At 60.9% G+C, this 12,339-nt stretch carries 13 protein-coding genes and 1 tRNA gene; 2 read left to right on the top strand and 12 right to left on the bottom strand.

The window, feature by feature from the left end:
• Window positions 1-254 precede the first annotated feature (254 nt).
• The 4 genes from ACTHLA_RS07410 to rplJ all read right to left on the bottom strand — a co-directional run bounded on the left by ACTHLA_RS07410 (window position 255) and on the right by rplJ (window position 3,007).
• Window positions 255-1,121 carry a hypothetical protein gene (locus ACTHLA_RS07410; RefSeq protein WP_440186755.1) on the bottom strand — a complete coding sequence of 289 codons (867 nt, stop codon included), beginning with the start codon at window positions 1,119-1,121 and terminating at the stop codon, window positions 255-257.
• Window positions 1,122-1,132: 11 nt separating this feature from the next.
• Entirely contained in the window at window positions 1,133-1,885 is a 753-nt protein-coding gene (locus tag ACTHLA_RS07405) for a hypothetical protein (RefSeq protein ID WP_440186753.1), read from the bottom strand.
• A gap of 165 nt (window positions 1,886-2,050) precedes the next feature.
• Complete coding sequence (rplL, locus tag ACTHLA_RS07400; RefSeq protein ID WP_440186751.1) at window positions 2,051-2,437, bottom strand: 50S ribosomal protein L7/L12; 387 nt, start codon at window positions 2,435-2,437, stop codon at window positions 2,051-2,053.
• Window positions 2,438-2,488: 51 nt separating this feature from the next.
• On the bottom strand, window positions 2,489-3,007 hold the full coding sequence (rplJ, locus tag ACTHLA_RS07395) for a 50S ribosomal protein L10 (RefSeq protein ID WP_440186749.1): 519 nt from the start codon (window positions 3,005-3,007) through the stop codon (window positions 2,489-2,491).
• Window positions 3,008-3,562: 555 nt separating this feature from the next.
• Between rplJ and ACTHLA_RS07390 the strand changes: the two genes are divergently transcribed.
• On the top strand, window positions 3,563-4,177 hold the full coding sequence (locus tag ACTHLA_RS07390) for a tRNA-(ms[2]io[6]A)-hydroxylase (RefSeq protein WP_440186747.1): 615 nt from the start codon (window positions 3,563-3,565) through the stop codon (window positions 4,175-4,177).
• On the opposite strand, the gene ACTHLA_RS07385 is transcribed toward ACTHLA_RS07390, so the two are convergent.
• Complete coding sequence (locus ACTHLA_RS07385) at window positions 4,141-5,514, bottom strand: MFS transporter (protein ID WP_440186745.1); 1,374 nt, start codon at window positions 5,512-5,514, stop codon at window positions 4,141-4,143. The two genes, ACTHLA_RS07390 and ACTHLA_RS07385, sit on opposite strands and share 37 nt — an antisense overlap.
• Window positions 5,515-5,635: 121 nt before the next feature.
• Here ACTHLA_RS07385 and ACTHLA_RS07380 point away from each other — a divergent pair, with 121 nt between their 5' ends.
• The gene (locus ACTHLA_RS07380; RefSeq protein ID WP_440186743.1) at window positions 5,636-6,532 is read left to right on the top strand and encodes a LysR family transcriptional regulator; all 897 of its coding nucleotides are present in this window, start codon (window positions 5,636-5,638) and stop codon (window positions 6,530-6,532) included.
• 59 nt (window positions 6,533-6,591) lie between these two features.
• On the opposite strand, the gene rplA is transcribed toward ACTHLA_RS07380, so the two are convergent.
• From rplA to ACTHLA_RS07345, 7 genes are all read right to left on the bottom strand, one after another.
• Window positions 6,592-7,278: a 50S ribosomal protein L1 gene (rplA, locus tag ACTHLA_RS07375; RefSeq protein WP_440186741.1), complete on the bottom strand. Its 687-nt coding sequence runs from the start codon at window positions 7,276-7,278 to the stop codon at window positions 6,592-6,594.
• A gap of 10 nt (window positions 7,279-7,288) precedes the next feature.
• Window positions 7,289-7,717: a 50S ribosomal protein L11 gene (rplK, locus tag ACTHLA_RS07370; RefSeq protein WP_440186739.1), complete on the bottom strand. Its 429-nt coding sequence runs from the start codon at window positions 7,715-7,717 to the stop codon at window positions 7,289-7,291.
• A 136-nt stretch (window positions 7,718-7,853) separates the two neighbouring features.
• Window positions 7,854-8,438, bottom strand: coding sequence for a transcription termination/antitermination protein NusG (gene nusG / locus ACTHLA_RS07365; RefSeq protein ID WP_440186737.1), 585 nt, complete (start codon window positions 8,436-8,438; stop codon window positions 7,854-7,856).
• 22 nt (window positions 8,439-8,460) lie between these two features.
• Window positions 8,461-8,754, bottom strand: coding sequence for a preprotein translocase subunit SecE (gene secE / locus ACTHLA_RS07360; protein ID WP_440186735.1), 294 nt, complete (start codon window positions 8,752-8,754; stop codon window positions 8,461-8,463).
• A 114-nt stretch (window positions 8,755-8,868) separates the two neighbouring features.
• Window positions 8,869-8,944, bottom strand: a tRNA-Trp gene (locus tag ACTHLA_RS07355).
• A gap of 115 nt (window positions 8,945-9,059) precedes the next feature.
• Window positions 9,060-10,268: an endo-1,4-beta-xylanase gene (locus ACTHLA_RS07350; protein ID WP_440186733.1), complete on the bottom strand. Its 1,209-nt coding sequence runs from the start codon at window positions 10,266-10,268 to the stop codon at window positions 9,060-9,062.
• A 54-nt stretch (window positions 10,269-10,322) separates the two neighbouring features.
• Window positions 10,323-12,323 (bottom strand): DUF3857 domain-containing protein, encoded by a 2,001-nt coding sequence (locus ACTHLA_RS07345; RefSeq protein ID WP_440186731.1) that lies wholly within the window; start codon window positions 12,321-12,323, stop codon window positions 10,323-10,325.
• Between the last annotated feature and the right edge of the window lie 16 nt (window positions 12,324-12,339).

Genomic DNA, 12,339 nt, shown 5'->3' with positions numbered 1-12,339 from the left:
TGCGCCTGCTCTTTTTTGGTCCGCAAAGACCAAAGACGCTGATGTCTGGAGCCATCTGTTCGGCTCGCCCTTCGCCGATGGAAAGAGCATAAGATCGGCCTGCGGGCCCCGTTTTCAGGACGCAATACGCCCAGCGGGGAGCGCTCATTAGCGCACTTATCCCCGCATGTAAACAGGGCGCGCACAAGTTTTCTCAAAAAAGTCAAGAGGGGAATTTCTACGCCTGTTTTGACGGAAATTCCCCTCTGGCGGTCCTACTGGTCCATATGGAACTGAATGCTGAGCGTCTGGCTGTTGTCGCCGTTCTCAACCGATTGTCCGACCGACACGACCTGCAACAGGGCCGGGCCGTTCGGGCCGTTTTTAAGGCGTCCCAGTACGGGTTGGGCCTGGATCAGCGCGTCATGAAAAGTGACGGAGCGTTCCAGAGCCAGGGCCTGACGGGCGCGGCCTTCCGGCGTGAAAGCGTTGAAGCTGGCCGAGGCCACAACATTGACCACGCTCATTTTCCCTGTGGCTTCGCAGGCGTTGCGCGGCGCGCCGTCGGCGTAGCACGGCAGCTTGGCGGACAGGGTCTGCGCGACCTTGGCTGCGATATTGCGCCCGTTGGCCGATAAATTGGCGGTGTCGGCGTCGAACAGGTCAGCGGCGTTGAAGGTCAGTGTGCCATTGTCGATATTGGCGTTGCTGACGATCTTGTCTTGATCGAGATCATGCCCGACCGAGGTCATGAAGGCGGCGTTATCGGCGGCGGCTTCGAGTTGCGAACGATTTTGCGACGATTCTTTCGCGGTCTGCGCTGTATAGGCGAAGCAATGCTGCGCCGTGTCCGTAGCGCCCTGATCGACCAGAACCTGCCCTGGCACGCAGACGACATGGTTTTTATGGTCAACCTGAATGCCCGCCTGTACGGGCTGAAGCTGGTCTGCGACCTGCAACAGCGCCGTGGTCTGCGCGTCCTTGGCGCTGGTCAGATTCTCAGTCGTCTTATGGAAGTTGAGCGCCAGATAGGCCAGCATGATGATGAAGATAAACACCACCCCGACCATCAGATCGGTCATCGAGACGTAAAAGCTTTCGCCCTCTTCCACCTCTTCGTGGCGACGGTGCCGGAACTGCATGGAGCTTCCCCTTAGGCCGCAGGCTTGGCGAGCGCCTGCTCGATGCGGTTCAGCGTGCGCAACTGCTCGACCATCACCTTTTCCGGCGGCAGGAACAGCACGCAGGCGTCCAGCGCTTCGAACATCATCGCTTCCAGCGAGGCGATGCGTTTACGACGCTGACGTGCGACAAGCCGAAGGATAATCGAGGCTACGACGCCCGCGATCGAGGTCCAGAACTTGGTGGAAGCGATGGCCAGAAGGCCGATAATCGCCGTCTGCATGGCGTTGGAATCGCCCTTGCCCATGCCCGCCGTGGCTTCGCTCAGGGCTGCGACAATACCCATAAAGGTAATGGCCAGACCAATGGCGACGAGAATATTGGCCCACCATTCCAGCGCCCGCGCCGGCTCGTCGAGACGGTCGAATGTCTCCGCCGCCCGCGCCGACGTCGCATAGGTCCCCTCGCCCGTATCGGCCAGCAGGCTGCGGAAATTCGACCAGCCCAACACCAAAGCCGCCGAGCTGGCCGCGTTCGACATGACGCCGGAGAACCGTACGTCGATCTTGGCGAACTGATCGTGAAACTGCTTGCGGCCATCGGCGCCGCGCAAGGACGACAACAGGTTCCAGCGCTCGGTTAGTTCCTCGCGCAGGGACTTGTACTCGGTGAGCCCGGAATAGACGATCAGGCCAACGCCCGCGACCAGGATAAGGCCCGCCAGAATAAGCGCCGCGCCCGGCGTGGCGAAGATTGCGACAACGACAGAAGTGATCGGATCCAAAGCGCTAAGCCCCCTTCATATGTGACGCCACGCATCAAACGGCCAAATGGGACGAGATTGTGGCGAAAACAACAATTCCACATGTGGAAACTCACATGGAAAAAAGAAACGGGCCGGAACCCCATGAGGTTCCGGCCCGTCTGAAGATAATGGCGAAAGCCGAAATTACTTGATTTCGACCTTGGCGCCGGCGTCTTCCAGCTTCTTCTTGATGTCGGCGGCTTCTTGCTTCGACACATTTTCCTTGACGGTTTGCGGAGCGCCTTCGACCAGGTCCTTGGCTTCCTTCAGACCGAGTTCCGAACGGATGCCGCGGATTTCCTTGATCACGTTGATCTTCTTGTCGCCGCCGTCGGTCAGGACAACGGTGAATTCGGTTTGCTCTTCAGCGGCTTCAGCCGGAGCAGCGCCACCGGCGGCGGGAGCGGCAGCCATGGCGACAGGCGCGGCGGCGGAAACGCCCCACTTGTCTTCCAGCAGCTTGGACAGTTCGGCGGCTTCGAGAACCGACAGGGCGGACAGGTCTTCGACCAGCTTTTCCAGTTTGGACATGAGATTTCCTTAAACGATAGATGTGTTGATGGGAGAATGAATGATGGTGTTTTAGGCCGCAGCGTTCTTGTCGGCGTGGGCCGCGATGACGCGAGCCACGGCGCCGGCAGGCGCTTGCAGGACGCCGGCGATCTTGGTCGCAGGCGCCTGGATGAGGCCGATGAGCTTGCCGCGAAGCTCGTCGAGCGACGGCAGGGTGGCCAGAGCCTTTACGCCGTTCTCGTTGAGCACGTCCGTACCCATGATGCCGCCAACGATCTTGAGCTTGTCATTCTCTTTGGCGTACTGGGCGGAGATTTTCGCAGCGGTCACCGGATCGGCCGAATAGACCAGGGCGACCGGGCCCTTGAACATGGCTTCGCCCTGTTCGCCGACCGAGCCGTCCAGAGCCTTGATGGCCAGACGGTTCTTAAACACCTTCAGCACGGCGCCTTCCTTGCGGAGACGGGTGCGAAGTTCAGACATTTCCACAAAGGTCATACCCTTATATTGGGTAACAACCACGGCGCCGGAGCTGGCGAAGACGCTTTTCAGTTCTTCGATCGACTCGGCTTTATGTGCGCGGTCCATAAGTGGCCTCCATGGGATTTACCCTGAAAGATGATCTTTCAGGACGAACAAAACCCGAAGGGTCCGGCGAACCGGACCCGGCGGGGTTTCTGTCGATTGAGGGAGAGCTTGCCACCGATAAGGACATTGCGCTTCAATTAAGGAAACGCGTTAAATCCTTTGGCGTTGCGTCCCGTCTCAATTCGGCCTGGCGGGGGCTCCCGCAGATTATGGATCAGGCGGCCCCTGATCCCCGAAGGTCTCTGACAGAACGGTGCGAAGACCTGTGGCCTCCACGCCGGAGCGCGCCTCTTACAGACTTTGATGGGAAAAGGCAAGAGCGCGGCAGAAATATCTCAGGGAGAGCGGGAGGGGACGCGCCAACATCCCCTCCCCTTATTACCTGAGCTGCGGCAACCCGGAGAGGAAGTTCACTCAGATAAACCTGTTATGAAATTCTGCCCTCTCAAAATGCCGCTGCCCCGTCGTTAAGTCGAGTGAATTCGCGGTAATCTTTATGGGACTTGATTTTGCGCGCGGGTTTTGGCACGGACCCTGCCTGTTCAGGAGAGCGACGTGCTGGCCCCCATCTACAACTTCCTCGGCAGCGAAACCCCGCGCGCATGGACTAATGCGGCGCTGGACAATCTCGATCTTCTGCTGATCGACCACAAGAATTGCGAATACAAGGCCGCCTCCAACGCCATCAATCTGATGGCCAAGTACCAGGAGCGCGTCGAACTCATCAACGCCATGTCGCGGCTGGCGCGCGAGGAGCTTGTCCACTACGAGCAGGTGCTGAAGATCATCGCCAGGCGCGGCATAGTCTTGCGGCCGATCTCGGCGTCGCGCTATGCGGCGGACTTACGCAAACTGGTGCGGCGCTCAGAACCCGGCATGATGACCGATATTCTGGTTATCAGCGCCTTTATCGAGGCACGGTCCTGCGAACGTTTCGCCGTCCTCGCGCCGCATCTCGATGATGAACTTGGCAAGTTCTATTCCGGCCTGCTGCGATCTGAAGCGCGGCACTTCCAGAACTATCTCAAACTGGCGGAGCTGTATGGGGATAAGGACGACATCGCCCGTCGTATCGAGGCCATCCGCCCGGTGGAGCAGGCCCTGATCAGCGAATCCGACACCGATTTCCGTTTTCACTCCGGCCCGCCCGCTCCGGCCCCTGTTTCGTAGCGCGCCCGCGTGAGACTGATCAGCGCCGCCAATGCGGTGAAAGCGGCGGCGGCAAAGATCGCGATGCGCGGCGCGGTCTGCACCGGCACAAGGCTGAACATCACCGCCATCAGGATCGAGCCGAAGGTCTGACCGCTCAGGCGCGCCGTGCCCTGCATCGCTCCCGCCGCGCCGCTGCGGAGCTTTGGCGCGGAGAGCAGCAGGACGCGGTTATTGGGCGTCTGGAACAGGCCGAAGCCGACGCCGGCTATCACGCCGCCAATGATGAAGCTGGCAAGGCGCGCCTGTGGAAATGCGACAATGACAAGCAGTCCCAGAGCCAGCAATCCGCCGCCGGCGCCGCACAGCCACGCCGTGCGCACCCGGCTCGCCAGACGGCCCGAAATTGGCGCCAGTATGGCGACCGCGATCGGCCAGGGCATCATGTAAAGTCCGGTCTGCGCCGGACTCATATGCAGGTCGTGCTGCAAATAGAAGGGCATGGCGACAAAGCTCAGCATCTGGCCGGTAAAGGCGCACACCGAAGCGACCACGGCGATGCGGAACGCCGGCGCGGCGAACAGATCGACAGGGATCAAAGGCGCGGTCTTGCCGCGTTCGATCCGCAAGGTCACAACAAGACAGACAAGTGCGCCTGCGATGAACGCAGCGCCGCGCACAGGCGCGCGCGAAATCTGATCCGCGCCGTTGAAAAACAGGATGAACATCAAGGCATTCAGCGCAATGGCCAGCAGATTCAGACGCCTGTGCGTGCCTTGCGTATGCGCCAGCGCGCCGCCGCACAACAGCACCAGCGCCCCGATCGGAAGATTGACGGCGAACAGCCACCGCCATGACGCTACCGCCAGGATCGCGCCAGCCACCCCCGGCCCCGCCGCCGAGGATACCGCCACCGTCATCGCGTTCAGACCGATGATCACACCCAGCATCCTTTGTGGCGCGGCGAAGCGCAGGTTCATCATGGCCAGGGCCATGATTGCGCCGCCGCCCAGGCCCTGAACGAAGCGCGCCGCCACCAGCATGGGCAGACTGACCGCAAAGGCGCACGCGGCCGAGGCGGTTATGAATAATGCGACTCCGCTCAGATAAACGCGGCGCGGCCCGAATTTTTCACCCAGGGCGCCGCAAGGCAATAAGGCAATCAGCACGGCCAGTTGGTAGGCCGAGACGACCCATACCGCATCCGCTTCAGGCGCGTGAAACGCTGCGGCGATGCTTGGCAGGGCGACATTGGCGATCACGCTGTCGAGCACGACCAGCACCAGAGCCGTCAGGAGGACGGCGATGGCCATGACGCGTCGGGTTCCCGTCAAGCCATCCTGTTTGGCGTCTTGCATTGTGCGCACCTTTTATCTTTCGCTTCAGGGTCTTCATATAGCGCGGCCGACGTTTTGCGCCATACGCAACCCATGCAAACCTCTCTTGCGTCAAACGCCCTACGTGTTCACAAACAGGGCTATGAATGACGCCGATCTGAATCTGCTATCCGCTCTGGACGTCCTGCTGACCGAGCGCAGCGTCACGGGCGCCGCCAGACGTCTGGGCTTGAGCGTCTCCGCAATGAGCCGCACCCTGGCGCGCCTGCGCGAGCTGATGAGCGACCCGATCCTGGCCCCGGCCGGTCGCGGCATGGTCCTGACGCCCTATGCCGAAAGCATCGCGCAGGAAGCGAATGAGCTGAACGCCCGCGCCCGCGCCCTGCTGCGTCCTTCACCCTCTGTAGACATCGCCAGCTTGCAGCAAAGCTTCACCATCCGCGCTAACGAAGCCTTTGTCATGATCCACGCCGCGCGCCTGAGCATGGCGGTCGCCAGGACGGCGCCCGGCGTGCGATTGAATTTCACGCCCAAGCCCGACAAGGACATACGCGCCTTGCGCGATGGCGGCATTGATCTGGACATCGGAGTCATTTCCGGCGAGGCTGGCGAGCTGCGCGCTCAGACCCTTTACCGCGACAGCTTTGCCGGTATGGCCCGTATTGGTCACCCGCTTCTGGACACCCCTGTGACGCCGGCGGCCTTCATTGCCTGCGGCCATGTCATGGCGGCGCGACGCCATCGTCACAGTCAGCACGGACCGATTGACGCCGCCCTGGCCGAGCGTGGTCTGAGCCGCGATATTCGCGTCACCGTGCCCAGCTTTCCCGCGGCTCTGGCGCTTGTCGCCGCTTCTGATCTGATCGGTGTCGCGCCGCGCAGCTTTATCGAGGCGATGCAGGGAACCGGGGTGCGCGCCTTCGACCTGCCCTTTGATGCGCCGGGCCTGACCATTTCGCAGATCTGGCATCCACGCATGGATGCGGATGCCGGACATAGGTGGCTGCGCAACCTGATCTTCTCAGCCTTTCGGACCTAAAAAAGCCGCTCCGGCGAACCGAAGCGGCTTTTTGTAACCGATGTGGCGTAGCGGACCGCTTAGGCCGCGGTCGAAGTGTCGACCTTCACGCCCGGTCCCATCGTGGACGAGAGGGCGATCTTCTTGACGTAGAGGCCCTTGGCGCCCGACGGACGCGCCTTGACCAGCGCGTCAACCAGCGCGCGGGCGTTGGCTTCGAGCTGTTCGACGGTGAAGGAGGCCTTGCCGATGCCGACATGGACGATACCGGCCTTTTCGACGCGGAACTCGACCGCGCCGCCCTTGGCGTCCTTGACGGCCTGAGCGACGTTCGGGGTCACGGTGCCGACCTTCGGGTTCGGCATCAGGCCGCGCGGGCCCAGCACCTTACCCAGACGGCCGACCAGGGCCATCATGTCCGGCGACGCGATAACGCGGTCGAAGTCCATGAATCCGCCCTGGATCTTTTCGACCAGGTCTTCGGCGCCGACGACTTCGGCGCCCGCGGCCAGAGCTTCCTCGGCCTTCTTGTCCTTGGCGAACACGGCGACGCGAACGTCCTTGCCGGTGCCCGACGGCAGGCTGACCACGCCGCGGACCTGTTGGTCGGCGTGACGCGGATCGACGCCGAGATTCACGGCGATTTCGATGGATTCGTCGAACTTGGCCTTGGCGTTGGCCTTAACGACGTTGAGAGCTTCGGTCAGGCTGTGCAGCTTGACGGTGTCGGCGTTCCACGCCTTGATGCGCTTGGCGATCTTGGTCATATCAATCCCCTTAATCGACGATCTTCAGACCCATCGAGCGCGCGGAGCCCTCGATGATCTTGGCGGCGGAATCGACGTCGTGCGCCGACAGATCCTTCATCTTCTTCTCAGCGATATCCTTGAGTTGCTGGCGCGTGATCTGGCCAGCGGAATCGCGACCCGGCTTCGAGGAGCCGGACTTCAGGCCCAGGGCCTGCTTGATGAAGAAGGTCGCCGGCGGCGTCTTCGTCACGAAGGTGAACGACTTGTCCTGATAGACGGTGATGATCGTCGGAAGCGGCGTGCCCTTTTCGACGTTTTCAGTGCGGGCGTTGAATTCCTTACAGAAACCCATGATGTTGACGCCGCGTTGACCCAGGGCCGGGCCGATGGGGGGCGAAGGCGTGGCGCTGCCGGCCTTCACCTGGAGCTTGATATAGCCCAGGATTTTCTTAGCCATTGGATATCTCCATATAACGCTCCGGGGAGCGTATTGTGAGCCGTGGTGCGCATCTCTGCTCCCACGGATTTAACTTCGTCTCTCGACGAAGATCGGGCGCTATAGCGGGTTTGGCCGCTACAGGCAAGTCTTACAGTCAGGCCGTCTTTTCCACTTGCGCATATTCCAGATCGACCGGGGTGGCGCGACCGAAGATCGACACCGAGACGCGCAGACGGGCGTGTTCCTGATCGACGCTTTCGACAACGCCGTCGAACGAGGCGAAGTGGCCGGAGGTGATCTTGACCTTTTCGCCGATGTCGAAGGACAGAACCGGGGTCGGACGCTCGACCGAGGCCGCCGAATTGCCGAGGATGCGATCGACCTCGCGCTGCGACACCGGCATGGGCTTCAGGCCCGAACCGAGGAAGCCGGTGACCTTGGGCGTGTCCTTGACCAGGTGATAGGCTTCGTCGGTCATTTCCATCTTCACCAGCACATAGCCGGGGAAGAATTTGCGCTCCGAATTGAATTTGCGCCCGCGGCGCACCTCGACCACCTCTTCGGTCGGCACCAGGATTTCAGAGAACCTGTCTTCAAGCCCGCGCGATTTGGCCTGTTCGCGCAAGGATTCGGCCACCTTCTTCTCGAAATTGGAATAGGCGTGGACGATGTACCACTTGTGGTTCGGATTAGAGACAACCGCGTCGGTCGAAGCAGCGTTGGGAGCAGCGTTTGACATAGATATTTGTCCTTATCCGGTCTTATTGTCCGAGCTTGGTCAGGAAGCTGGTCAGATAGCCCAGCGCGCCATCGACCACATAGAAGAAAACGCCAGCCAGAATGACCATGATCAGCACCATGACGGTCGTAATCCAGGTCTCCTTGCGGCTCGGCCAGGTGATCTTGCGGCCTTCCTGACGGACCTCGGTGAAGAATTTGGCGGGGTTGAACGGCTTTTTCGGCTCTTTCGCTTCGACGGCGCCAGCGGCGACCTTGACAGGCTCGATCTTGCCGACGGCGGTTCCGCGCGCAGGCTGTACGGTCTTTGTCTTCACGTCAGGTTTCTTCACCGGATCAAGGCCTATTCAATTGCGTCGCGCCGAAAGATCGCGACTCCCGAACAACAGAAATGAGGCTCGAAAACGGGTTTTCAAGCCTCAAAGAAAAGATGGCAGGGGCAGAGGGACTCGAACCCACGACTTCCGGTTTTGGAGACCGGCGCTCTACCAGCTGAGCTATACCCCTGAAGGGCGTCTGGTTTTACCCTGACGCGCTGTGAGCCGATGCCTGTATCAGCGGTTTGCGCAAAGGGCAACAGGGCAACGGAATTTTTTGGTGTACGAAACAGGCCCGCGCTTCCTCATGGTGTAAAGGTCGGATCGACCACGGCCCAATATGCCGATTTCGGATCGCCGTTCGTATCGAACAACAAAGGGTAATTGGCGCGCGTCACCGGCCAGGTATCGAGCCAGGTATGATTATCCGCCACGCCCCAGGTGGTCACCGATTCGACGCTGGGATGGGCAAGGAACAGGTTATACAGGCTGCGGTACAGGAGGGCCTGCGCTTGCAGCGCGTTATTATAGGCTTGCGTACCGGGATTGATCTGCGCGGCGCACCCGGTTTGGGAGGCTAAGCAACTGCCGGGATCATTGTAAAATGAGACATCAAGCTCGGTAATATGATTGATAAGCCCCTTCGCCTCGACATCGTTCAGCGCCGCCTCGACAGCGGCGGCGGTCGTCGATGTGGTGGAAATGTGCAACTGATGCCCAACCCCATCAATCGGAACGCCCTTGGTCAGTAGAGTTTGCACAATGTTCAGCAGGCGCGCGCGCTTATCGGCGTATTCCGTGGAATACTCATTGATGAACAGCTTGACGGACGGATCGGCGGCGCGGGCGGCGCGGAAGGCGTATTCGATATAGTCGGGCCCAAGCGTCTGATACCATTTGGAATTACGATAATCGCCGGATGAGTCGTCGCTGGCGACCTCATTGACGACGTCCCAGCAATAGACCTGACCTTTAAAATGCGTCACCACGTCCGTTACATAGGTTTCCAGTCTTTGCCGGACCAGAGCCTTGTAAGCCGTCATATCGCTCTGGTCGCCCGCAAAAAACCAGTCTGGCGCCGTCTTATGCCAGACCAGGCAATGACCGCGCACCGCAATGCCATTCGCCTGCGCAAAGGCGATCAGGGCGTCGGCCTGCGTGAAATCATACACGCCTTCGGAGACGCCGATCGGATCGGCCTTCATAACGCTTTCAGCGGTGATCGAACTGGCGTGTTTGAGCAGAAGGTCGTGCGTGATCGTCTGGGACGTCAGGCCGGGATTCACCGCCATGCCTACCTTGAACTTGCCAGCAAAAACGGTCTTGAGCGCCGACGCCGTTGACGGATCGGGCAGAGCGGGCGGAGGAACGGACGATGAAGACGATGAGGAGGATTGGCTGGATGACGACCCGCCGCCATATCCGCCTCCCCCGCTACCGCCGCCGCAGGCGGCGAGCAGCGTGGAGGCCGCCGCCGTCATAAACAGCGCGCGGCGCGTGACTTTCGATTGCATATCCATATTCCCAACCCGTTATGATTATTAGTTTTTCTGAGAATGGCGGGAATTTCACTTAACTGTCAATCGCCAGACCAGCCATATAATCACACCCAGAGTCGGTATTCCGCCCCAGACCGACAGCCGCAACAGAAATCCCGGCAGCCACAGGGCGGCGGCGCGGCCTGGCATGTGCAGGCTCAGACGGTCCCACAGCATCAGCTCGCCATGGGCGTCGTCGAGCGCGCGCTTTTCCTGCGCCCACAGCCACGGGCGCGTGACCATATAGGTGCGGACCGCTTCGTAAACGCCTGCGCGTCTCCGGGTCGCCACCTCCAGGCGCACGCCGCCAAAATCCCAGTTGCGCTTTGCAAGCGGCCAGGCCAGATTGCGCTTCGTCTCCACCACCGTGGTCACCCGCCCCTGCCGGACATCGCCCATATCGTAAGGGAAGCGGCGCGCGCCCTCCGGTTCGCCCACGACATAGCCGAACGCCGATTCCGGGCTGAAAATGACCCGTCCCCCGCCCGCGTCGGTGATATGCCACGGATTGTCCGTCGTCACATGGGTGGTGATGATGATTTCGTTCAGCCTTCGGTCGTCCGTCATCTGCGGGATGGCGCACATATTCATGCCGTAAATATAACTGAACAAAGCGCAGCGGTCCTCGACATATGAGGTCAGGCTCTGATGACGCAGATCGCTGCGCACCGCGTCGGCGCGCGCGCCGCGATAGACATAGTCGATCTCGATCAGCGTTTCCTCACCGGCCTTTTCCGGCAGGTGGATGACTTCGCGCACCTCATAGTCAAGCTGCGGCGTCTTCTCCATCATCCGCTCAAGCCCGCCGCCAGGTTTCAGGACCAGAGCGTAGCCCAGATCGGTCTGAGCCAGATGCGCCAGATCGCCGCCCTGCGCGACGTTGATCGTACCCTCGAACCAGTAGGCGCGGCCTTCGTGATAGCACATGGCGATGCAGTGATTGAAGGCGCCGAGCCGCGGCTGGGTATTGGCCAGATCGAAGCCGCGCCGTGTATCGACCAGGGCTGGCCAGGCTTCGACGCCCATCTTTGTCAGCATGGCGCAGATCAGCTTGGAGACATCCTTGCAGTCGCCGATGCGGTCGGCGAAGATGTCGCGTAAAGATCGCGGCACGAAGCCGCCCTCGCCAAACGAGAAGGCGAAATAGCGGATATTCTCCTGGACCCAGCGGACGACGGCGACGATACGATCCTTGGGATGCGCATGGTCACTCTCCAGTTCCGAGATAACTTGCAAAAGGCCATCGGGATAATCCTCGTCGCCCTCAAACCCCGCGCGCATCACATCATTGACGCGCTCCCAGCTATTCAATGACGATGCGAAGACGCCGCGCGCCGGCATGACCCAGCCCGGCATATCGGTTTCATAAGCGCAGGCCGGAACCGGCGATTCATCGAAGCGGATTTCGCTGTAGCCATCCGCCAGCGCGCTGACCTGCGGCTGCGCGCCACCCGCCGGAAATGGCTGCACATAGATTTTGCGGTCGGGCGGCAGCAACAGGCGCGCATGGCGGCGATGCCAGTGGACCACGTTCTGCAAAGGGACGGGGATGGTGAACTCGCCCTGAAAGCACGCGGGGTCGCCGCTCAGCGTCATCGCCATGTCGATGATGTCGCCCACGCGCACGTCCGGCAGGGCGACGGTCAGGGTCCAGCGCCCGTCCAGCACCAGCCGCTCGAATTCGCGCTCGCGGCGCAGCACCAGAAAGCGGCTTTCGACATCGACCTCAATGATCTGATCGCCGCGCAGGACGCGGACATGATGGATGCTCAGCTCGTCATGATACGGATTGAACGGCACGCTGACATTGGCCAGTTCCTGCAGGGCCGACAGGTTGACGACTTCTTCGATCGTTCGGTTATAGCGCTGCGGCCGGACATCCAGCCGCGCCTGATCATCCATTAGCCAGGTATAGAAGCCCCATGGGGCGAGCGACGCGTCGAGCTTTTCCGGTCTGACGAAGGCCTGCGTCCGCACCCAGTCGGGCGCGGGCGCAAAGCGGATACGTCGCCTGACCTCTTCCTCGAACACCCCAGCCCCCCTCGCC

The sequence above is a fragment of the Asticcacaulis sp. genome, assembly GCF_051956075.1.
In the GTDB taxonomy this organism is placed as follows: domain Bacteria; phylum Pseudomonadota; class Alphaproteobacteria; order Caulobacterales; family Caulobacteraceae; genus Asticcacaulis.
This window is presented reverse-complemented; position numbering and strand designations above follow the sequence as displayed.

Coding starts and splice junctions, on each gene's coding strand:
- rplA (WP_440186741.1), bottom strand. CDS start 7,278: ATGACCAAGATCGCCAAGCGCATCAAGGCGTGGAACGCCGACACCGTC.
- rplL (WP_440186751.1), bottom strand. CDS start 2,437: ATGTCCAAACTGGAAAAGCTGGTCGAAGACCTGTCCGCCCTGTCGGTT.
- ACTHLA_RS07350 (WP_440186733.1), bottom strand. CDS start 10,268: ATGCAATCGAAAGTCACGCGCCGCGCGCTGTTTATGACGGCGGCGGCC.
- ACTHLA_RS07385 (WP_440186745.1), bottom strand. CDS start 5,514: ATGCAAGACGCCAAACAGGATGGCTTGACGGGAACCCGACGCGTCATG.
- rplK (WP_440186739.1), bottom strand. CDS start 7,717: ATGGCTAAGAAAATCCTGGGCTATATCAAGCTCCAGGTGAAGGCCGGC.
- ACTHLA_RS07410 (WP_440186755.1), bottom strand. CDS start 1,121: ATGCAGTTCCGGCACCGTCGCCACGAAGAGGTGGAAGAGGGCGAAAGC.
- nusG (WP_440186737.1), bottom strand. CDS start 8,438: ATGTCAAACGCTGCTCCCAACGCTGCTTCGACCGACGCGGTTGTCTCT.
- ACTHLA_RS07380 (WP_440186743.1), top strand. CDS start 5,636: ATGAATGACGCCGATCTGAATCTGCTATCCGCTCTGGACGTCCTGCTG.
- rplJ (WP_440186749.1), bottom strand. CDS start 3,007: ATGGACCGCGCACATAAAGCCGAGTCGATCGAAGAACTGAAAAGCGTC.